Source organism: Maricaulis sp. W15, from assembly GCF_001924955.1.
Classification (GTDB): domain Bacteria; phylum Pseudomonadota; class Alphaproteobacteria; order Caulobacterales; family Maricaulaceae; genus Maricaulis; species Maricaulis maris.
The window spans coordinates 1-22481 of record NZ_LQXG01000002.1; the positions used below are offsets into that span (position 1 = coordinate 1).

Consider the following 22481-nt stretch of genomic DNA (forward strand, 5'->3'; position numbering starts at 1 on the left):
TGGCGGCGGTGGCGGCGTAGGCGGCGTTGGTGGCGGCGGAGGCGGCGTTGGTGGCAGCGGAGGCGGCGTTGGCGGCGGCGGTGGCGGCGGCGGAGGCGTAGGCGTAGGCGGTGGCGGCGGCGGCGGCGGTGGCGGCGTAGGCGGCGTTGGTGGCGGCGGAGGCGGCGTTGGTGGCAGCGGAGGCGGCGTTGGCGGCGGAGTTGGCGGCGGCGGAGGCGTAGGCGTAGGCGGTGGCGGCGGCGGTGGCCCACCGATCGACGCCATGGGTTGAACGTGTAGCGGCAACCCATGGCGTCACCATACCCCGAAACAGCGACAGGATCATGGCACGGTGGTTATCCGTCGTTCGCAAAAGAACCCGCAGCATGGGAGCCACACGCAGGGCGCACCGGGCCGCGATGACGAGCGACACGTCTACAGGCTGCGTCGCCAGCCAGCCCTCAAACGCTTTCCGATCAAACTTTGGCGCGCTCGCCATCATGCCTCGCCATTGTGTTGCCTGCCCTCACCCCACAACCTAGCGGCCATGCACGCAACTGGCGAGTGCGCTTTCCTCCCCGCTTCGGGGGGAGGTGGATCGCCCGTGAGGGCGAGACGGAGGGGCTGGCGCGGCACGCGGCAGGGTTTGGGTGAGGCCTTCTCCGGCCTGCGGCCGCCCCATCGACCCGGCGCCTTGCGCCGGGCCACTTCCCCATTTCATGGGGAAGAAAAGGGTCCGCGGCCAGACACAAAAAAGCCGGCCCTTGGGCCGGCTTTTTCAGATCAATTATCCAGGAAACTCCGCAGCTTCCGGCTCCGGCTCGGATGCTTCAGCTTCCTCAGCGCTTTCGCCTCGATCTGGCGGATGCGTTCGCGGGTGACCGAGAATTGCTGGCCGACTTCTTCCAGCGTGTGGTCGGTATTCATGCCGATGCCAAAACGCATGCGCAGGACGCGTTCCTCGCGCGGGGTAAGGCTGGCGAGGACGCGGGTGGTGGTTTCGCGCAGATTGGCCTGGATGGCGGCATCGATCGGCAGGACGGCATTCTTGTCCTCGATAAAATCGCCGAGATGGCTGTCTTCCTCGTCGCCGATCGGCGTTTCAAGGGAGATCGGCTCCTTGGCGATCTTCATCACCTTGCGCACTTTTTCCAGCGGCATGGCGAGCTTTTCGGCCAGTTCTTCCGGGGTCGGCTCGCGGCCGATCTCGTGCAGCATCTGGCGGCTGGTACGGACGATCTTGTTGATCGTCTCGATCATGTGCACCGGGATGCGGATGGTGCGCGCCTGGTCGGCGATCGAGCGGGTGATCGCCTGGCGGATCCACCAGGTGGCATAGGTCGAGAATTTGTAACCGCGGCGATATTCGAACTTATCGACGGCCTTCATCAGGCCGATATTGCCCTCCTGGATGAGATCCAGGAATTGCAGGCCGCGATTGGTGTATTTCTTGGCGATGGAGATGACGAGACGCAGATTGGCCTCGACCATTTCCTTCTTCGCCACACGCGCTTCGCGCTCGCCCTTCTGGACGGTGCGGACGATGCGGCGCAGGTCTTCGATCGGCACGCCGGCGCGCTGGGTCAAATCGGCGAGATCGTCGCGGATCTTGCCGGCATCCGTGCCTTCACGGTCGATAAAACGGGCCCAGGCCTTGGACGTGGACGCCATCGAGTTCGGCCAGTCGGGGTTCAGCTCATTGCCGAAATAGCTGTCCATGAATTGCGCACGCGGCACGCCATGGGCGTCGGCCATGCGCAACAGCTTGCCTTCCAGCGCCATGCGCTCCTTGTTGATCGCATACAGCTGTTCGACCAGCGCCTCGATCCGCGCATTGTTCAGGTGCATCGTGTTGAGATTGGTCACGATGGCGTTTTGCAGGCCTTCGTATTTCTCACGCGATTGCTTGGTCAGGTCCTTGCCCTCGATACGGGCGGCGACCAGCTTGTCCTGCAGTTTGCGGAAGGCGGCAAAATCGGTGGCGATGGAGTCGAGCGTCTCCATCACGCCATCGCGCAGCTCCGCTTCCATGGCCGACAGGGAGAGTGATGCGCCGTCATCATCGTCGTCATCATCATCGTCGTCGGAACTGCTTTCGCCGTCCTCGTCATCATCAGACTTCTCGGACTTTTCCTCATCGTCCTTGTCGTCATCATCATCGTCGGACTTGGGCTTGGGAGCACCATCATCGGCCGGGGTCGGCGTCTCGCCATCACCCGTGCCCTCGCCGTCCTCATCACCATCCTCCGCGGCTTCCGCCTGCTGACCGCCATAGGTGGCGTCGAGATCGATAATGTCGCGCAGCAGGACCTGGCCTTCGGTCAGCTCGTCGCGCCAGACCATGATGGCTTCAAAGGTCAGCGGGCTTTCGCACAGGCCGCGGATCATCGCATTGCGACCAGCCTCGATGCGCTTGGCAATCGCGATCTCGCCTTCGCGGGACAGGAGTTCCACCGAACCCATCTCGCGCAGATACATGCGCACCGGATCGTCGGTACGGTCGGCCGAGGTCGGTGTGTTGAGACCCGTGACAGCGGTCTTGGAGGCGCCGGCCACAGCCCGGCTGTCGCTCTCCTCTTCCTCGTCATCATCGTCATCATCATCCGAGGATGCAGACGTGGCCTTGGCCGCTTTCGGCGCATCACCGCTGTCGTCATCCACATCGCTGTCATTGTCGACGACATTGATGCCCATCTCGGACAGTTGTGCGAGCACGTCTTCGATCTGCTCGGACGAGAATTCCTCGCTCGGCAGGACCGCGTTCAGCTCGTCATGGGTGACATAACCGCGCTTCTTGGCGGTCTTCACCATGTTCTTCACTGACTGATCCGTCAGGTCCAGCAGCGGACCATCCGAATTTTCCGATGCATCATTGGCTTCGGCGGATTTGCTCATTTAATCGTCCCTTGTCGCGCCGCCCTGGGGCGCGCAATTGGAATTATACGCATCAGGAGGATTCCGAACGAGAGCTTTCGTACCGGTAGGCGTCTACCACCTGCCGAAAGCGTTCCGAATCCGCCTGCTTGAGTTCTTCGTCCAGACGGGCACGCGCCTCATCACGACGTGTCTGTGCTTCGCTTCGTTCCATATAGGCGTGAGCCAGCCGCTTCCAAGCCTCTGCCCTCACCTCTGGAGACGCCTCCATACCGCCCAGTTCCGCCCGCATGGGTCTGCGCTCACCGTCCAACCGCTTTATCTCTGCCGCGTATCCGGCGTCGGCCAAATCAGCCCTTAGCGTGTCGGTCTGCACAAACTGCCCAGAAGAGCAGGCGTCTAGAACGGCGTCGCGCAGCCTGTCAAGCGATCCCAACCGCAAAAGCGCGAGAGTCTCGATCTGCGAGGCGGCGATTTCCGGGTATTCGATCGCCGCGACCAGCAGGAGATGGCCCAGCCGGGCGGTCGGATCGGCCTGTCGGGACTGCTTGTTGCGCAGTTCGGCTGTCGCCCCCAGCGGTACGCCCTTGCCGGGACGCCAGGGTCCGCGCCGGTCACTGCGGCCATCTTTCGGGCGCGTGCCGAACAGGGCATCCGTCCGTTGATCAAATTCGCGCTTGTACTCCTCGCGGATATCGCTGTCGGCGATCTGGCTGACCAGCGCCCGGATGCGGCGACGGAAACCGGCCCGGCGATCGGGATCATCGAGCGGCTCGACCAGAACCTCGCGCTCCCAGATCAGATCGGCCAGCGAGCGGGTTTCGCGGAAGACAGCGCGCAGGGCGTTGGCGCCCTCCTCGCGCAGGATATCGTCGGGATCCTTGCCGTCGGGCATGAAGGCAAAGCGCAGCGTCTTGCCCGGCTGCAGCAATGGCAGGGCCCGATCCGCCGCCTTGAAGGCCGCTGCCCGTCCGGCGCTGTCACCATCCAGGCACATCACCGGCTCGCCGCCGGCCCGCCACAACAGCTGGATCTGCTCCTCGGTGATGGCGGTCCCCAGCGGCGCGACCCCGTGCTCCAGCCCGGCCCGCGACAGCGCGATCACGTCGAGATAGCCCTCGGCGACGATCAGGCCGCGAATATCCTGCTTGGGATCGGAGGCCGCTTTGCGGGCTTCCGGATAACGGTAAAGAACCGAGCCCTTGTGGAAGATCGGCGTTTCCGGCGAGTTGAGATATTTCGCCCGTGCCTCTTTCGACAGCGCCCGCCCGCCAAATCCGACCAAGCGATTGCGCGGATCATGGATCGGGAAGGTGATGCGGTCGCGAAACCGGTCATAGGGCGAACCATTGTCCGGCTCGATCAGAAGCCCGCACTCGATGAGGTCTGCAACCGGCGCGCCGGCGGTGACCAGCTCGTCCTTGAGCGCCGTCCGGCTCTCAGGGGCATAGCCAATGCCATAGCGGGCGCAGTCCTCGCCCGTCAGGCCGCGCGATTTGAGATAGCGGCGCGCCTCCTCGGCCTGAGGGGAGCGCAGGGCGCGCAGGAAAAAGGCCTGGGCGCTTTCCATCCACTCGACGAGGGATTTGCGGTGCTGGGTCTTTTGCTGGCTCTCCGGATCCGGCTCGGGCAGGCGAAGTCCCGCCTCGCCAGCCAGACGCTCGGCCGCCTCCATGAAGGACAGGCCTTCCATCTCTTCGAGCCAGGTGAAGATATCGCCATGCTTGCCGGAAGCGAAGCAATGGTAGAAGCGCTTGTCATCATTGACGAAAAACGAGGGCGAGCGTTCTTTCTTGAAGGGCGACAGGCCGACAAATTCACGGCCCTGGCGTTTCAGGGGGACGGAACGGCCGATGAGGTCCGACGGGCGCACACGCGCCTTGATTTCGTCGATGAAGTCCTCATTGAGACGCATTGCCGTCGGTTACCCCTGAATCACGACCCGCCCCGCACAGATCAGCCGTGCATGATGCGCGCGAAAGCCGCCCACGTCACGCGTTCAATCTGCGAATGGGGTCAGGGTCAGGCCGAGGCGAGCAAGTCTTTCACCTTGGCGCCCGCCTTGGCAAAGTCCATGCGACCGGCATAGCGCGATTTCAGCTCGCCCATGCAGCGGCCCATATCCTTCAACCCGCTGGCGTCGAGCTCGCTGACCACCGATTTGGCGGCATCATCGATTTCGCCATCATCCATCGGGGTCGGCAGGAATTCGCGCACGATCTCGGCTTCCGAGCGCTCGGCCTCGGCGAGATCGAGACGTCCGGCCTTTTCATAGGTCTCGGCGCTTTCCTCGCGCTGCTTCACCAGCTTGGTGAGCAGTGTCATGATTTCGGTGTCTTCGCAGCCGGCGCAGCGATCTTCGGCGCGGGCGGCGATATCACGGTCCTTGATGGCAGCCGAGATCAGGCGAAGCGTCGACAGACGCGCCTTGTCCTGGGCTTTCATCGCCGCTTTCATATCCGTGGTGATGCGTTCACGAAGTGACATGGTCTCAACCAAACCTATCCGGGCGCCGGACGCGGCGCTCCCTGACGAGATCTCCGGTGTGAAGAACTTTTGTTGTGCACGCAATGACGTGCCGATTGTTTCGAACAATGCTGGGCCTTTTGCTCTGGCGTCGCGCGTTTGAGGCACATGCCTCCGAAACGAGGGGCCGGGAATTATTCCGTTGGCGGCAAAGAATCAAGCCCGAATGAAAATCGTGATCGAATAACCGGTTTGCAAATTCGCCCGAGGGCGCCGAATTTCAACCCCGTCCGGGCGTCAATCCACCGCCATCCCCCAGGCACGGGCACGCGCCCGCAGCGGCGCACAGGCCGGGCCGGACAGCCATTTTTCATAGTGGCGCCAGCGCTCGCGCGAGCGGGTGTAGAGCGGTTGGGTGACCTGGTGAGCGCTGGGTGTGGAAATCCGGCCGCGCGCCTTCGCGGTCTCGAAGAACCGGGCCTGCTGAGGTTCCCATGACAGGCCCAGCATCGACATGACCGGTTCGATCGCCGCCTGCGGATCATCGATCAGCGCTTCATAGTCGACATGCGCCAGGCGCGGCCGGCGCCAGCCCACAAAGCGTTCGAAATGGTCGAAGCTGGCGGCATGGAAGGCAGCGATGCGCTCAAGCCGCGTCATCACCAGCATCGCATTATTGGGCGCGTAGTCCTGGGCGAAATTGCTGACCGCCACGTCCAGCGGGTGGCGGCGCGCCAGAATGAATGCTGCCGCCGGGAAGATGCGGTGGATCACCGCGGCCCAATTCATGTTGAGCGGCAGCTTGTCGATGATCACCTGCCCCGGCGCCGCATCATCGACATGGGAGGCCAGTTGCTCGCGATAGGCAGCCTGCAGGACAGCCGGATCGGTCGCCTCGACCGCGTCGAGCCAGGCCTCGGTGAAATTGGTTTCATCGCCAGAGACCCCGGGGATGACGGCGCGCAGGGCATCGATCAGGACCGGCTTTTCCTCAAGCACATCGACGACGCTGTGAGCGCGCAGAACGCTGTCGAGCAAGGTCGTGCCCGAGCGTGGGAACCCGACCAGAAATGCCAGGTCCGCCCCCGCCTCCGCACCCTTGGGCCGCGCTGGCGTCCGGGTGAGCGGATTGCCGGACTTGATCTCTGCCAGAAGGCGGGCATCGAGACTGGCCAGCCGCGCCAACGGCATGGTGTGGTCGCACACGCCGCTGGCCTCCCAATTGGCCTCCAGCAAACGATTGGCGGTTTCAAAATGCGCCCAGGCCTGATCATGCCGACCCCGGCGATCCGCGATCTGGCCGGCGATATAGCTGGCGCCGCGACGCGCTTCATCACTGAGATCGCCATCGAGCGCCAGGCTGACAGCCTCTTCCGCAGCGTCGAGCTGACCGGTTCGCAACAGCGCCCGTGCCCGGGCATGGTGGAGGTCAGGATGATCGAGATCGGCCCCCAGGGCGGCCGCCTGTTGCCGCAATTCAAGCCAGGCCCCGGGTTCCAGGTCATGCTCATGAAAGATGGCTGCCGCAATCAGCGTCGCATGCGGGGCCTCGCCGTCGGCGAGCGCGTCGCGGAACAGGGCAGCGCCGGCCTCCGGTCGCCCTGCTGCGTCCAACAGGCGCGCGGCCAGCAAGTGCCAGCGGGCCGGGTCGCCGCCACGTTCAGCCGGCAAGCCGTCCAATACCGCCAGCGCATCATCGGCGCGGTCGTCGCTCATCAGCTGGCCACACAGCATCTCGGCCAGGCGCAATTGCGGACCACACAGGTCGAGCGACCGCAACAGGACACGCTCGGCATCCCGGCGCCGGACCGGGGATTGCTGCAGGATCGTCGTCAGCGCGTGCCAGCCGGCGACGTCGGCGGGTGCCAGCATGATGGCGCGGCGGGCATGAAATTCGGCTTGTTGCAGATCACCGCATGCCATGGCCAGTCGCGACAAGACCACCCAGAGGCCGGGCCGGTCCGGCAGGGCCCAGACCAGTTCGCGTGCCGCGGCCAGAGCCGCCGCGGCATCGGTGCCCAAGGGCAGGCCCTCAATTTCGGCAAGCCGGGTCGCGGCAGTCGTCGCTCCACCGCGATCGGCGAGACCGGAATAACGGGCCCGGACAGCGTCATCCGCCGGGTATTGGCGCGCTGCAGCCTGCAAGGCTTGGTCGTCGGGAAGGGCTTGCCGCGCTGCATCAAGACAGGCGGCGGCGCGGGCCGGTTCATCCAGTTCCACCAGCGTACGCGCCAGGCCGATCCAGAAGCCCGGCTGGTCACGGCGCAGCGCCGTCGCGTTCATGAAACAGGGCAGCGCCAGATGCGGCTGACCGGCCATCAGCGTCACGGCCCCGAGATTATTGTGGGCACGCGCCAGATGCGGGTCGAGATCGAGCGCCCGGCACCAAGCCAGGGCCGCACCGTCATGATCACCCGCCTTTAGCGCGACATTGCCCGCCTCGATGAAGGCTTCCACGGTTTCGCTCATGGCTCGACGCCCCTCGGCTTGCGGCCACCAGTATCGCGAGGCGCGACCGGCCACGGCAAGCCGGGCTTGCAGACGATGGACTTGGTTCGCCCCGGTCACTGCAACGCTATTGACCCGGCCTGCATCAACCGCTAGCAGAGCGCCCGTTTACCCGCCCCTCGCCACCGACCGATTCCGGACGGCGCGAGCGCGCCCCGCAAGACCCTTGGAGACAAAGCCATGACGTCCACGCCGACCCAAATTCCGACCGGCGCGCTGGCGCTTGCCGATGGCACTGTGTTCCTGGGCCATGGCACCGGCGCAACCGGTACCGCCCTGGGCGAAGTCTGCTTCAACACGGCGATGACCGGCCACCAGGAAATCCTGGCCGACCCGTCCTATGCCGGCCAGGTGGTCTGCTTCACCTTCCCGCATGTCGGCAATGTCGGCGCCAATGCCGAAGACGAGGAAGCCGCGTCGCCGCAGGCCCGCAAGGCCGCCGTCGGCATGATCAGCCGCGCGAAAATCACGCCGCCGGCCAGCTGGCGCGCCGAAACGACGTTTGAGGAATGGTTGCGCACCCGCGGCATCGTCGCGCTGACCGGGGTCGACACCCGCGCCCTGACCCGCCGCATTCGCGAACATGGCATGCAGATGTGCGCCATCGCGCATGATCCGGCCGGCAATATCGATATCGACGCCCTCAAGGCCGCCGCCAAGGCTGCGCCGACGATGGAAGGCCGCGAGCTGGCCGCCGATGTCGCCCGCACCGAGGGCGGTGACTGGACCGAGGGCAATTGGACACTGGGCGAAGGCTATGCGGTCGGGCCGGAAGACGGACCTCGCATCGTGGTGCTCGATTATGGTGTGAAGGCCAATATCCTGCGCCTGCTGACCGGCGCCGGCGCCCGCGTCGCCGTGCTGCCGGGCAAGGCCTCGATCGACGATATCAAGGCGCTCAATCCGGATGGCGTGGTCGTGTCGAACGGTCCGGGTGACCCGGCGGAGACCGGCAAATACGCGCTGGCGACCATCAAGGCCGTCCTCGAGGCCGGCATCCCGACGCTGGGCATCTGCCTTGGCCACCAGATGCTGGCGCTCGCGATCGGTGCCAAGACCGCGAAAATGCCCCAGGGCCATCACGGCGCCAATCACCCGGTCAAGAATTACGAGACCGGCCAGGTTGAAATCGTGTCGATGAATCACGGCTTTGCCGTTGATGGCGCGACCTTGCCCGACAATGCCGTCCAGACCCATGTCTCGCTGTTCGACGGATCCAATTCCGGATTCAAACTGGTCAACAAACCGGTCTGGGCCGTCCAGCACCACCCCGAAGCCAGCCCCGGCCCGCAGGACAGTTTCGGCGTGTTCGACCGCTTTGTGGGTGAGCTGAAGGGCCGGGTTGAGGCTTAGAGCCCTAGGACACGTCGCTCCCTTTCTTTCAGTGAGAGGTGCGCGCACCGCGCGGAGCTGCCCATACACCGCTTGCCGGCATTCAGCCGCATCCGGGTTTTCAGCTCAAGGGTGAAACCGCGAAGCGGCGCGGACGCGCCCTTGACCTGAAAACCCGGATGCGGCGCGCTGGCTGACAAGTGATGTATGGCTCGGTCTGCGGCCCGCCGCGCAGCGATACGGCGTCTCGTTCTTGGCTATTTCACTGGACAACCCCGCCACAAATCGCGCCATCATGGCGTGATGCTCAACCGACGCACCCTTCTCGCCGCCACGGCAGCATCCGGTCTTGCCGCCTGTGGGCGCTCCGGCCCACCGCCTGATCTCCTGCGTGTCGCCACGACCGGCCTGCCGGACAGTCTCGACCCGGCCCGCGGTGAGTTCGCAGCGGCGGCTCTGGTCTACAAGCAGATCCATGCCGGCCTGACGGAGTACGCACCTGATGGCTCGGTCGGCCCCGGACTGGCCGAAAGCTGGTCTGTTGACGCGAGCGGCCTGGTCTGGACCTTTCGGCTACGCGAGGGGTTGATGTGGTCGGATGGCCATCCGCTGACGGCTGAAGATGTGGCCTGGTCGGCCCGGCGCATTGTCGACCCGACCCAGAGCTTTGCCGTGCTGGGCGATTTCTATGCCGTCACGAATGCGCGGGCGATCCATGCCGGCGAGATGGCACCGGACCGGCTCGGCGTGACCGCGCTGGATGATCGCACGGTGGAATTCCGGCTCGAGACGCCGCTGGGCCTGCTGCCGACGCTGATGCGCGAATTCTACCCCTTCCCGCGCCATGTGATCGAACGCGTCGGGCTGGACTGGGTCCGTCCGGAACACATCGTCACGGCCGGGGCCTACACGGTGGCAGCCGAGAGCCAGATCAGTCTCGACCTGACAAAGAACCCGAACCACTACGCCGCCGACACCGTCTCCATCCCGGCCATCCGCATTGACGGCGTGCGCGAGGACGCCACCCGCATGCGCCTCTTCCGGGCCGGCGATTACGATCTTGCCGACCGGCCGCCGGCCAACCAGATCGATTACTGGCGCGAACGCCTGGGCACGCAGTTCCAGAGTTTCGACGCGCCGATCCTGCGCTATCTGAAAATCAATCACGCGCGTGCGCCGCTGGATGATGTGCGCGTCCGGCGACTATTGTCCCGGGCCATCGACCGCCCCTTCCTGGCCCGTGAGTTTTACGCCGATACCGCCACCCCGTCCGAACTGGTCATTCCCGGGTCCGTCATCACTGACAGCGAGCTGGCGCCGCAGGCCGGCGGCGTGTCCCGGCAGCTCCAGCTCCGCACCACGACCGGCGAAGGCGAACGCCTCGCCGTGGCGATTGCCGATGACTGGGCCCGTTTCGGGATCGAGACCGAGCTTCTGGTCAGCTATCCCACCGACCTCTACCAGGCCGTCGATGCCGGCGATTTCGATATCGCCATCGCCAGCTTCAATCGAGGCCTGAAGTCCGATCCCTTCTTCATGCTCGACCCGTTTGCGCCCGGCGGGTTCGCGGCCAATTTCAACTGGGACGACCCGACCTTCGCCGAATTGATGGCCGCTGCCCGGCGCCAGAATGACCCGTCCGCCCGCGCCCAGCTCTATCTCGCGGCGATGGACCGGATCCACGAGGACATGGCCATCATCCCGCTCCTCCACGAACGCGCCCACTGGCTTGTCGGGCCACGCGTTGGCGGCACACGGAACGACATCCAGCCGATGTTGTGGCGGGATCTGGAGTTGGCCGATGCGTGAGATGGAAGAGCAGTTGAGCGCGTGCTGGCACCAGCAGATGAGCGCACTTTCCTGACGGATCAATTCGAAACGGAACTCGGCGACAAGGCCCGAGCCAACATGCGGCGCGAGTTCCTGGCACTGGGCGGCAAGCTCTAGTCCGGCACCTTCCTGAATTCGAACAACTCGCCGGGCTGGCAATCCAGCGCATCGCAGATCGCGATCAGGGTGGAAAAACGAATGCCCTTGATCTTGCCGGTCTTGATCATCGACAGCGCCTGCTCGGACACACCGATCCGGTCGGCAAGCTCTTTCGATCGCACCTTGCGGCGCGCCAGCAACACGTCCAGGTGAACGATGATCTCGCCGGGCAGGTCGGGATCGGCGGTCACAGGATCAACTCCAGCTCCTCATGGCGACGACGCCCCTCGGCGAGAATATGCGCCATCAGGAACAAGAGCAGCGCGGTGCCGATCGACTCGATGGTGTCGGACCCCAAGCTGATCTCCACGGCATTCCGGGTATGCGGGTTAGCGACCGAGAGATAGACGCTGAACACGGTGGTTTCGAACGGAGCCCAGATCGCACCGACAAGGCTGGCCAGGGCAAATTGGCGAAACCCGCCGACCGAGGCCTCGGAGAAATACTGGCCCTCGGCGCCCTCCAGGAAGAGCCGGCGCACGCCGAACAGCCCGTACAGTGTGAGGCCAATTCCGATCATCGATATGCCGGCCGCTCCGAGGCGGATCTGGAACACGAACCAGTCGTTTTGGCCATTGCCGACCCAGCGGCTGCCCGGCAATTCACCCAACGCGTTCGCGAGGCCGGGCAAAAACCAGACACCGAGTCCGAACAACGGCACCAGGACCATGCCGGCCAGCGTCGCCAGGGCTAGAAATCGGCTGAGACGCCGGATGGATCGATCCTGCGGGATTGAGGGCATGCGACTGTCCATGAATTAAAGTTAAACTTGAATTTCTATGCATATTAGTTGAATTGTTTCGCACCGGCAATCGGGAGCGCACACCGTGTGTCAACCCACCCCCAGCCGTCGCGGCCTGTGTGTCGTGCTGTCTGCCTGCGCCCCATTCCTCACGCAGGGGCCAGTCTCAGCATCCAGTCCCGATTGCCGGCCCCAATCAATCGCCCGACTACCTGCGGCGAAGCTTGTTGCCGAAAACCCCTTTAAGTTGTAGCGTCGTTCTGTTCCATTGATCGTATTCGCACAAACACCGGCCTGCCGACTTCCCCGATCTCCGGGTGAAGGATGTGCATCGCCGTTCGGCACCCGGGGGAATTCATGATCGACAGCCACAGCCAGCGCGCTTGCCTGGCCTTGCTTGCCGCCAGCACGCTCGCCCTGTCCGCCTGTTCGGACGCGGGCAGGACCGCCGACACCGACACGGGCAGCGCATCGGACGCCGCCATGGCGGCCGGCGACGGCCTGGCACAAGGCGGCGAAACGGGCGGCGAAACGGCGCCAGCCGCCGCCGATCCTGTCATCCCGGCGCCCGCGGCAGCCGCGTCTGCGACCTTCCTTGCCCTGTCCGACGTGCACCGGCTGCGGGACGGGCATCCCTGCACCGGCCGCACCTGTCAAACCTCGCCAGCCTTCTGGACCGCGACACAGACACAGGCCCAGGCGCTGCTGTCCAGTCAAACTCCCGACTTCGTGATCTATCTGGGCGATATGCCGGAACACAGCATTCCCGACGAGAGCGAGCGCAGGCCGGTTCTCGCGAACGTGCTGGATGGTCTGGAAAACATTGTCTCCGGCACCACCACGCCGCTATTCTACCTGCCCGGCAATAACGACACGGTGGAGCGCAATCACGGCCGCGGTGATTTCGACTACTGCCCCTTCACCGATCATGACCGGAGCGTCTTCAACACGGTCGACGATCCGACCGTGTGGCCGGTGATCAACGGCTCGGCCGACATCATCGACCGCAGCCGTCTCACTGACGGCTATTACGCAGCCCGCATCACGGTCGGCGCCAGCGCGGCACCGCTGCGAATTCTGGCCCTGAACACCAATATCTATACCGCCGACTACAGCCGCTGTTCCGATCTTGTGGACGCCGCCGCGACAGGATCGGCACAACTCGACTGGCTGGCGGACCAGCTCGATGCCGCCACCACAGCGAATGAACCCGTCCTGCTGGCCATGCACGTTCCGCCCGGGATCGACGGCCATAGCGGCCATTCAATGTGGGACGACAGCCTCGCCTACCAGGGTCGCGACACCGCGCTCACCGGGCGCCGGATGCAGGATGTCTTGCTGACCTATATCGGCAACCACCAGCCGGTGATCACCACCGTGCTCGCCGGCCACACCCATCTCAACGGCATACGCCGCCTGCACACCTGCGAGGCAACGCCCGGCGTCTCGGAACTTCTGGTGTCAGTGCCAGGTATCAGCACCGACCACGGCAATACGCCCGGCATGAAAATCTTCGAGCTCGGCGGCGGGCTGGAACCGGTTGAGGTCACCACTTATGGCGCGACCTATGTCGAGCCGCCGGTCGACGACTATGCCTGGAGCGGCGGGATCAGCTACGGTTTCCGCACGAATTATCCCAACACCACGCCTGCCGGGACCTCACTGCTGGACCAGGTCGACAGCCTGTCCGACGACGCTCGCTGGGTGAATATGTGGGGGCATCTTTATGTCGATGACCGGGACGCAGCGGTCCCGCTCGATTCGGATTATGAAGACGCGATGGATGTTCACTGCACGCCGTGAGGTGTCGCAGGCCAATGGTCGACCGGGCCGCCGCCGGACGCCCGCTTGCGCCTCGCCATCAACACCGGTCCACACCTGTAAAAACACCGCTTTCCCGCGTGCCGCCGGGACATTGCCGCCTTCTGCACGAAAAGGCGCAGTTTCCCCCTTACTTTCCCGCCGATTCCGCGATACCTACCCGCTTCAGCACCAAAACTGATCGCTCGCACGGCACTCCGTCCCCGGAGGGCCGCGACGAGCGCGCGCGCATGACACGCGAAAACGGGAAAAGAAGGCCACGCCCATGCCCAAACGCAACGACATCCAGTCCATCCTGATCATCGGCGCCGGCCCCATTGTCATCGGACAGGCCTGCGAATTCGACTATTCAGGGGTTCAGGCGGTCAAGGCACTGAAGGCCGAGGGCTATCGGGTCATCCTGGTCAATTCCAACCCGGCCACCATCATGACCGACCCGGAACTGGCCGACGCGACCTATATCGAGCCGATCACGCCGGACATGGTGGCCAAGGTGATCGAAAAGGAACGCCCGGACGCCCTGCTGCCGACCATGGGTGGCCAGACGGCGCTGAACTGCGCCCTCGAACTCGACAAGCGCGGCGTGCTGGACCTGTTCGGTGTCGAAATGATCGGCGCCAAGGCGGATGTCATCGACAAGGCGGAAAACCGCGAGCGTTTCCGCGACGCGATGGACAAGATCGGCCTGGAAAGCCCGCGCTCGCGCACGGTTCACTCGATGGCCGAAGCAGAAGCCGTGATGAGCGAGATCGGCCTGCCGGCCATCATCCGCCCCTCCTTCACACTCGGCGGAACCGGCGGCGGCATCGCCTATAATGTCGAGGAATACCGCCATATCTGCGGCACCGGCCTCGACGCCTCGCCGGTCGATGAAATCCTGGTCGAGGAATCGATTGTCGGCTGGAAAGAGTTCGAGATGGAGGTTGTCCGCGACAAGGCCGACAATTGCATCATCATCTGCTCGATCGAGAATGTGGACCCGATGGGCGTCCACACCGGCGACTCGATCACCGTCGCGCCGGCCCTGACCCTGACCGACAAGGAATACCAGATCATGCGCACGGCCTCGATCGCCGTGCTGCGCGAGATCGGCGTCGAGACCGGCGGCTCGAATGTGCAGTTCGCGGTCAATCCGGCAGACGGCCGCATGGTTGTGATCGAGATGAATCCCCGCGTGTCGCGCTCCTCGGCGCTGGCCTCCAAGGCGACCGGTTTCCCGATCGCCAAGGTCGCCGCCAAGCTGGCGGTCGGCTATACGCTCGACGAGATCGCCAACGACATCACCGATGGCGCCACCCCCGCCGCCTTCGAACCGACGATCGACTATGTCGTCACCAAGATCCCGCGCTTTGCCTTCGAGAAATATCCCGGCGCCGAAGCCAAGCTGTCGACCTCGATGAAGTCGGTCGGCGAGGCCATGGCCATTGGCCGCACCTTCCAGGAAAGCATGCAAAAAGCCCTGCGCTCGATGGAAACCGGCCTGACCGGTTTCGACGAGATCGAGATTGCCGGTGTTGATGACGCGGTCGACATGGATGCCCGCAAACAGGCCGTCCGGGCTGCGCTCGCCATGGCGACACCCGACCGTTTGCGCGTTATCGCGCAAGCCTTCCGCGAAGGGATGACAGTCGAGGAAGTCGAGCGGGCCTCGCTCTATGAACCCTGGTTCCTGCGCCAGATCGAACAATTGGTCACCACCGAGGACGACATCGCCACGCTCGGCCTGCCGGACACGGCGGAAGCCTTCCGTGACATCAAGGCGATGGGCTTTTCCGACGCCCGCCTGGCCAAGCTGGTCAAGGTTGAGGAAGCCGACATCCGCAAGGCCCGCAGGGCCCTGGGTGTGCGCCCGGTGTTCAAGCGCGTTGATACCTGCGCCGCCGAGTTTTTCGCCGCGACGCCGTATATGTATTCGACCTATGAGCTGCCGGCCTTTGGTGGCCAGACCGATTGCGAGAGCAATCCTACGGATGCGAAGAAAGCCATCATCCTGGGCGGCGGCCCGAACCGGATCGGCCAGGGCATCGAGTTCGATTATTGCTGCTGCCATGCCGCGTTTGCGTTTGGCGATATGGGCATCGAATCGATCATGGTGAACTGCAATCCCGAGACCGTCTCGACCGATTACGACACCGCCGACCGTCTCTATTTCGAGCCGCTGACCATTGAGGACACGCTGGAGCTGATCGAGACCGAGCGCGAGAACGGCACGCTGCTGGGCGTGGTCGTGCAGTATGGCGGCCAGACGCCGCTCAAGCTGGCGAGCGAGCTGGAAGCCGAAGGCGTGCCAATCCTCGGCACCGCGCCGGACGCGATCGACCTCGCTGAAGACCGCAAGCGTTTCAAGGATTTGTTGGACAATCTCGGCCTCAAACAACCGCCCAACGCCATAGCCTCCTCCGACGCCGAAGCGCGCACCGCCGCCGAAAAGCTCGGCTTCCCGTTGGTCCTGCGCCCCTCTTATGTCCTCGGTGGCCGGGCCATGGAGATCATCCGCGAGATGGACAGTTTCGAGCGCTATATCCGCGAGGCCGTCAATGTCTCCGGCAAATCGCCGCTCCTGCTCGACCGCTATTTGACGGATGCCGACGAGATCGATGTCGACGCGATCTGCGATGGCACCGATGTCTGGGTGGCCGGCGTGATGCAGCATATCGAGGAAGCCGGTGTGCACTCCGGCGACAGCGCCTGCTCGCTGCCGCCCTACAACCTGTCCGACGACATGATCGCCGAGCTGAAGGCCGAGACCGTCGCCATGGCCAAGGCCATCGGCGTGAAAGGCCTGATGAATGTCCAGTTCGCGGTCAAGGACGGCGAAATCTTCGTGCTCGAAGTCAATCCGCGCGCCTCGCGCACCGTGCCGTTTGTGGCCAAGGCGATCGGCCAACCGGTCGCCAAGATTGCCGCCAAGGTGATGGCCGGCACGCCGCTGAAGGAATTCGGCCTGAAGGACCCGGCGCCGAAACATGTCTCGGTCAAGGAAGCCGTCATGCCCTGGGCCCGCTTTCCCGGTGTCGACCCGGTGCTCGGCCCGGAAATGCGCTCAACCGGCGAAGTCATGGGTATCGACACCACATTCGAAGCGGCCTTCGCCAAGGCGGAACTGGGCGCCGGCATTGCCCTGCCGCGCAAGGGCGCTGTCTTCATCTCGCTGAAAGAAGGCGACAAGGCAGCCATGGTCGAGCCGGTTCGCGTGCTGAAAATGCTCGGTTTTACCATTCTCGCCACCGGCGGGACGGCGAAGACCTTCGAGGAAGCCGGCATCCCGGTGACGCGCGTGAACAAGGTCTTTGAAGGCCGCCCGCACATTGTCGACGCCATGAAGAATGGCGAAGTCCAGTTGATCTTCAATACGACGGAAGGCCGACAATCCCATCTCGACAGCTATTCGATCCGCCGTTCTGCGCTTGAAACCAGGATCCCCTGTTACACCACCGCCTCGGCGGCCCGGGCCGCAATTGCGTCGCTGCGTCGCATCGATGAGGGAGCGCTTGAACCGCAAGCGCTGCAGACCTACTCTTGATGGTCAATTAAGTGGAGGCTAGCCTGTCTCCTCTTTCCCGAAGATAAGTGGTCGCATGAACAAGATCCCGATGACGGTCGCCGGGCAAATCGCCCTCGACGAAGAGTTGAAACGTCTGAAAACCATCGAACGCCCGGCCGTGATCGCGGCGATTTCGGAGGCGCGCGAGCATGGCGATCTCTCTGAAAACGCTGAGTATCACGCAGCCAAGGAACGCCAGGGCTGGATCGAGGGCCGGGTGCAGGAACTCGAGGACAAGCTCGCTCGGGCGCAAGTGATCGACATCACCAAAATGTCCGGCGACACGGTCAAGTTCGGCGCGACCGTCACCGTGCTCGACGAGGACACCGAACAGGAATCGACCTATCAGATCGTCGGTGAGGATGAGGCGGATGTGAAATCCGGCAAGATCTCGATCTCCTCGCCGATTGCACGCTCGCTGATCAACAAGGAAGTCGGCGACGTTGCTGAGGTCAATGCGCCCGGCGGCCTCAAGAGCTATGAGATCATGTCGGTCGCCTGGGGATAGTCGGCTCTTTCAATGCGATGACATGCCAAGCCGGCGCTCCGATGGGGCGCCGGTTTGGCGTTGGGGGATGTTCTCATCCGCGACCGGCGCGCCAGCAGGACAAGCCGTCGGTCGGCGCCCGGGCGGACAGATTTACCCCTAATTCTCTTGCCGGGATTCCGCCTCAGAGGGTCAGTCGGATCAAGGGTGGAACCGCGAAGCGGCCGCTGCGCGGCCCTTGACCCGACTGACCCTCTGAGGCCCACTGGCTGGCATGGGATTTAAGGTCCGGTTCGAGCGTTGCTCGAGTGGCGACTCAGGGCTTGGCCTCGCTTGACGCAGCGCCGGGCCCCGAATTCCGTGAACATCGCGTTTGACAGCGTGCCCCTACCCCTCGATCGCAAAGCTCAAACCCGCATATTTCTGCAAGCGCTCAATCAACACCTCACCCATCGCCGGGGCCGTCGTGTAGACACCGCCCGGCGTGGTGTCGCGATCGACATCGAATGCCAGGCACAGACCGGCTTCGGCGATCATGCGTGAGGTCGAGCCATAGCCCGGGTCTTTCTGGCCAGAGACGCTGGCCGTCATCCGCTCGCCGGTCTTGGTCAGGCCGGTGAACATGATGTCGTAGAAACCGGTCTCACGCTCTTCCTTTGACGGCCCATCGCCCGGCTTGGGCGGGTTTTCCGACATGGACTTGTCATTGGCGATCATTTTGGCAAAGCCTTCGCCCTGCTCGCCCGGCCCGGTCAGGAACATCTCGTCATAGACAAAGTCCTCACCATATCGATGACCGAGGAGCGCGTTGGAGCGGTGGACATTCTTGGTATTGATCGAGGCCATCACGAAGGGCGCAGCCCAGGAATCGAGATCCTCCTCGAACACGACTTTCGAGCCGCTGGGCTGTTTCGGGCCGTCAAAGCCCGGCACCAGCGAGAACGGATCTTTCAGCCAACCGATGATTTCCGGCTGCTTGCCGGCCCGCACCATGGTCTCGGCAAAGCTCGCCGCCGTGCCGCCGGAGAAAGTCCCCTTCATCTTGCGGACACGGCCTTTTACCCGGCTGATCGGCGCAGCGGTTTTGGCAATCGCGGCCTGTTGCAGATGATAGACGCCGAGATCGAAGGGAATGGAATCAAAGCCGCAGGACAGGACGATCCGGGCACCGCTGGCGCGGGCGGCGGCATCGTGCGTGCGAATGATGTCATGCATCCAGGCTGGTTCACCGCACAGATCAACATAATCCGTGCCCGCTTTCACGCAGGCCTCGACCAGCGGCTCGCCATACAGCTGATAGGGTCCGACCGTGGTGATGACCGCGCGCGTACGGCCTGCCATCGCCGCCAGTGAGGCCGCATCGGCACTGTCAGCCACGATCAGCGGTGTGTCCGCCGGTGCGCCGATCAGATCGCGCACCTCGGCCAACTTGGCCTGCGACCGGCCCGCCATCGCCCATGTCAGCCCACCATGCGTGGCGGCAAGATATTCGGCGACCAATCGTCCCGTAAAACCTGTCGCGCCAAAGACGACCACATCGAATTCGCGTTCTGTCATTTTCATCCCCGACCGTTGAATTTCTGATTTGTGTTTATGGAGGCGTGGATGATGGGACGATCAGGGGCATACCCGCAAGTCGAAGAGCCAGTCAGGAGCCGGTGCCAATACCAGGTATCAAGCGAGCCGGGTCATGACGGGTGCCGTTCTCCCGCACTTCGATATGCAGATGTGGCCCGGTTGCATTGCCGGTACGGCCGACACGGCCGATCTGCTCGCCGCCGGTCAATTCCTGTCCCACAGAGGCCTCGACGGCGGACAGATGCGCGTACAGCGTTGCCCATCCCCGACCGTGGTCGATCAGGACGACCTGCCCCCACGCTGCCGATCCTTGATATCCGTATCCGGCATAGATCACGCGCCCCGCGCCAGCAGCCCGAACCGGCGTCCCGCGCGGCGCCGAGATGTCGGTCCCGGAATGCACCCGCCCGCCGCCGCGGACAGCGCCGAAACGGGAGTAAACAATGCCTTCGACGACCGGATAGGAAAACAGGACAGCGCCCGGGTCCGGCGCAGTGTCATGACCGGGAATGGCGGAGCCCGGCGGCGCTCCCGCCAGGTCGGGCGCGAGCGGCGTGACCGGTTCTTGTCGGGGGGATTGGGCGCAAGCAGCGATCACCACCGGCGCGAGAAGCGCTGTGATGATCGCTATATTGCGTCCCGACGTCATGCCCCGCGGCCCTGCCATTCAACCTGGCGACATTAAAGCCCGACACTGTTGAACCAAAGCTGAACCCGTTCAGCGCAGGCCGGGCAGACGGCTGGCCGGATCGATGCGCTCGCCATTCCGGCGCAGTTCGACATGGACATGTGGTCCGGTCGAGCGACCGGTCGAGCCCACCCGTCCGATCTGCTGGCCGGCTTCGACATGATCGCCGACCTCGACATCAAATCCCTGCATGTGGGCATAGACGGTTTCCCAACCCGCACCATGGTCGATGACCACCGTATTGCCCCAGGCCGGCCAGCCATTCAGCCCCGCCTCGGCGTGGACAATTGTGCCAGCGCCCGGCGCCCGGATCGGCGTGCCACTGGCGGCTGCGATGTCGGTGCCATGATGATCCGACGAAATGTCAGCTGCCGGCGCGCGGCGAGGTCCGAAACGGCTGGAAATTCGACCGTCGGCGACCGTATGGGTGAAGGCCGGGGCCACGGCCTCAACCGCTGCGACAGTGCGCTTGCGACCGTCAGGCCGAGGCGCCGCCGCGGGTTCAACCCGGTCGAGCACCGGAGCCGGTTCGGTGGCCGGAGCGACTGGCGCAGGCTCGGCAGAGGGTTCCACATCCGCCGGTTCGGCCGGTGGCGCCACGACGTGCCGCGTCCCATCCTCGCTCTCCCAGACCGACCCGGGGGCCAAGTCCAAGCGGGTGACATTGCCCGCCTCATCAATGAAGGCATAGCGGCTCGCCGCGCCATCCCGCGCAGTGAAGATCACGGCATCGCCTTCATCGCCTTCTTCTATGAACATCACATTTGCGTTGGCATCCATCTCGCTCAGCTCAAACCTGAGTTCACCGCCGTCTTCGGAATGGAAGACCATGTCGCCATCGCCGGTGTGTTCCATCTCGAAATCATGCTCGACATGCACATCCGCGTCGAAATGCAGGTCGTGATTCTCATCAACCTCGCCATCGGCGTGCGGTACGCTTTGAAAGCGGACAACATGGTTCTCGGCCGGATTGTTGAGGTCGACCACAAGCTGGGACCGCTCGGTCAAAGCGGCCTGGGCGCAGGCCACCGGCAGGATGGACACGCCGGCCAGCATGACCGCCAGCAGCCGTGAGGATGGACGGGCGGAACGGCCCGACAGAATGGCTTTGATACGCATTTCTCGATGTCTCCTGTCATCGGGTCCGAAGGCCGACACCAGCTGGGCCGGGCTTCGCATCATGGTGATCAGCGTCGCCGCATAGGGCTTGCGCTCAGCGCCCCCCAGCGCTTCCAGACTTTCGGCGTCACAATCAATTTCGCGCGCCTCATGCAGCTCACGCTCGATCCGGCGCAGCGGCCAATGGAACCAGAGCGCCACCATGAGGGTCGCGCCCAGCAGGCGGTCCTGCTCATCGCCGCGGCGGTAGTGGACGAGTTCATGGGTCAGCGCGTAGCGGCTGGCGGCGCTATCATCGAGCAGGTCGGGTGCAGCCAGGATGACCGGATTCCAGCCGGTCAGGAGCGGCGACGGGAGCCCGTCACGCAGACGGAAATCCGGCGTCTCGACGCCGACCCGTGCCGCCAGCATGGACAGATAGTCCTGTGCGATCTCCGGCGCCGGGCGGCTGCCGGCGAGCAGCAGCGCGCGGCGACCGTGACGCAGGGCCGCCCCTGCCAGGGCGGCCAGCAGACCGGCAAGATAGGTCCCGGCCAGCGCCAGACGCCAGTCGACCGCGGCGAGGATGGAGACCGGATCAAGCCCGGCCTGTGTCATGGCCGCCATATCGCCAGACGGCAACGCGCCTCCGGGCAGCGGCGCGTGCATCGGCGCGCGGGCGGTGTCCGGGATGAAATAGATAATAGGTGCCAGCAACAGAGGCGTCAGGGCGGCCCAGCGCGCCGTGCGCCACAGGCCGGAACCGCCAGCGCCGCGGCGGGTCTGCCAGCTGGCCAACACCAGTGCGAGAAGTCCCGACAGCAGCGACAGCGCCGCGCCGATCAGCAGGGCTTGAAACAGGCCGGACATCAGCGCCCCTCCCCGCCGGTTTCATCCCCCTCGTCCTTCGCCGATGCGTCGGAAGTCTCGAGCAATCGCGTCAACGCCTCCGCCTCGGCATCCGAGAACAGCCGGCTATTGGCGAAGGTGGTCGCCGGAAGCGGACCGTCCATGTCGAGGACATTGGCCGCGAAGTCGCGGATCAGGCGCCCCATCAGCGTGACTTTTTCAACCCGTGCCTCGAACACCGACAGGCCGTGCACGTCCTTTCGTGCCACCAATCCTTTTTCCGTCATCCGCGCCAACAGGGTCCGTGTGGTCGAGTAAGACCACCCGGTCACGCCTTCGATACGGCTTTGAACCTCACGGGCTGACTGCGGGCCGGCGGTCCACAAATGCTTGAGAATGGCCAGCTCGGCCTGGGAGGGGGCAGTGGTGGTTGTGTTCGCGGGCATCGGCTGGTCTCGCATTTGGGTCACGCGGTTTCGCGCTACATCTGTCGCATGACGTTACACTCGTAGCACGCGCTGTCAAG

16 protein-coding genes are annotated in these 22481 nt (G+C 64.3%); 5 read left to right on the top strand and 11 right to left on the bottom strand.

Going from position 1 to position 22481, the window contains the following annotated elements; genetic code table 11:
* The 5 genes from AWH62_RS16720 to AWH62_RS02915 form a co-directional block, all read right to left on the bottom strand.
* On the bottom strand, nt 1-325 hold a 325-nt coding region (locus AWH62_RS16720; protein WP_198928856.1), incomplete at its 3' end, for a hypothetical protein.
* A 437-nt stretch (nt 326-762) separates the two neighbouring features.
* A complete protein-coding gene (rpoD, locus tag AWH62_RS02900) occupies nt 763-2874 on the bottom strand; it encodes an RNA polymerase sigma factor RpoD (RefSeq protein WP_075188987.1) in 2112 nt (703 codons plus the stop codon).
* A gap of 52 nt (nt 2875-2926) precedes the next feature.
* The gene (gene dnaG, locus AWH62_RS02905; RefSeq protein ID WP_075188988.1) at nt 2927-4768 is read right to left on the bottom strand and encodes a DNA primase; all 1842 of its coding nucleotides are present in this window, start codon (nt 4766-4768) and stop codon (nt 2927-2929) included.
* Between the two features lie 107 nt (nt 4769-4875).
* Nucleotides 4876-5340 carry a GatB/YqeY domain-containing protein gene (locus AWH62_RS02910; RefSeq protein ID WP_075188989.1) on the bottom strand — a complete coding sequence of 155 codons (465 nt, stop codon included), beginning with the start codon at nt 5338-5340 and terminating at the stop codon, nt 4876-4878.
* A gap of 276 nt (nt 5341-5616) precedes the next feature.
* Nucleotides 5617-7788 (bottom strand): sulfotransferase, encoded by a 2172-nt coding sequence (locus AWH62_RS02915; protein WP_075188990.1) that lies wholly within the window; start codon nt 7786-7788, stop codon nt 5617-5619.
* Nucleotides 7789-8007: 219 nt separating this feature from the next.
* Between AWH62_RS02915 and carA the strand changes: the two genes are divergently transcribed.
* Complete coding sequence (gene carA, locus AWH62_RS02920; protein WP_075188991.1) at nt 8008-9180, top strand: glutamine-hydrolyzing carbamoyl-phosphate synthase small subunit; 1173 nt, start codon at nt 8008-8010, stop codon at nt 9178-9180.
* Nucleotides 9181-9366: 186 nt separating this feature from the next.
* Nucleotides 9367-10968, top strand: a complete 1602-nt coding sequence (locus AWH62_RS02925; RefSeq protein WP_083634955.1) for a peptide ABC transporter substrate-binding protein — start codon at nt 9367-9369, stop codon at nt 10966-10968.
* Between the two features lie 134 nt (nt 10969-11102).
* On the opposite strand, the gene AWH62_RS02930 is transcribed toward AWH62_RS02925, so the two are convergent.
* Both AWH62_RS02930 and AWH62_RS02935 read right to left on the bottom strand, forming a co-directional pair.
* Entirely contained in the window at nt 11103-11339 is a 237-nt protein-coding gene (locus AWH62_RS02930; RefSeq protein ID WP_233128245.1) for a helix-turn-helix transcriptional regulator, read from the bottom strand.
* A complete protein-coding gene (locus tag AWH62_RS02935; RefSeq protein ID WP_158025543.1) occupies nt 11336-11890 on the bottom strand; it encodes a DUF2975 domain-containing protein in 555 nt (184 codons plus the stop codon). The genes AWH62_RS02930 and AWH62_RS02935 overlap by 4 nt, the downstream gene beginning before the upstream one ends.
* 357 nt (nt 11891-12247) lie before the next feature.
* On the opposite strand from AWH62_RS02935, the gene AWH62_RS02940 reads away from it, so the two are divergent.
* From AWH62_RS02940 to greA, 3 genes are all read left to right on the top strand, one after another.
* Nucleotides 12248-13693: a metallophosphoesterase gene (locus tag AWH62_RS02940; protein WP_075188994.1), complete on the top strand. Its 1446-nt coding sequence runs from the start codon at nt 12248-12250 to the stop codon at nt 13691-13693.
* Nucleotides 13694-13976: 283 nt separating this feature from the next.
* On the top strand, nt 13977-17234 hold the full coding sequence (gene carB, locus AWH62_RS02945) for a carbamoyl-phosphate synthase large subunit (RefSeq protein ID WP_075188995.1): 3258 nt from the start codon (nt 13977-13979) through the stop codon (nt 17232-17234).
* Between the two features lie 55 nt (nt 17235-17289).
* Nucleotides 17290-17763: a transcription elongation factor GreA gene (greA, locus tag AWH62_RS02950; RefSeq protein ID WP_075188996.1), complete on the top strand. Its 474-nt coding sequence runs from the start codon at nt 17290-17292 to the stop codon at nt 17761-17763.
* Between the two features lie 366 nt (nt 17764-18129).
* Here the strand turns inward: greA and AWH62_RS02955 are convergent, their stop codons facing one another.
* From AWH62_RS02955 to AWH62_RS02970, 4 genes are all read right to left on the bottom strand, one after another.
* Nucleotides 18130-19299: a trans-acting enoyl reductase family protein gene (locus AWH62_RS02955; RefSeq protein WP_075189108.1), complete on the bottom strand. Its 1170-nt coding sequence runs from the start codon at nt 19297-19299 to the stop codon at nt 18130-18132.
* 91 nt (nt 19300-19390) lie between these two features.
* Nucleotides 19391-19969, bottom strand: coding sequence for a murein hydrolase activator EnvC (locus AWH62_RS02960; RefSeq protein ID WP_075188997.1), 579 nt, complete (start codon nt 19967-19969; stop codon nt 19391-19393).
* Nucleotides 19970-20038: 69 nt separating this feature from the next.
* A complete protein-coding gene (locus AWH62_RS02965) occupies nt 20039-21976 on the bottom strand; it encodes a M23/M56 family metallopeptidase (RefSeq protein ID WP_075188998.1) in 1938 nt (645 codons plus the stop codon).
* Complete coding sequence (locus AWH62_RS02970; RefSeq protein ID WP_075189109.1) at nt 21976-22401, bottom strand: BlaI/MecI/CopY family transcriptional regulator; 426 nt, start codon at nt 22399-22401, stop codon at nt 21976-21978. Before AWH62_RS02970 ends, AWH62_RS02965 begins: the two co-directional genes overlap by 1 nt.
* Nucleotides 22402-22481: the final 80 nt, after the last annotated feature.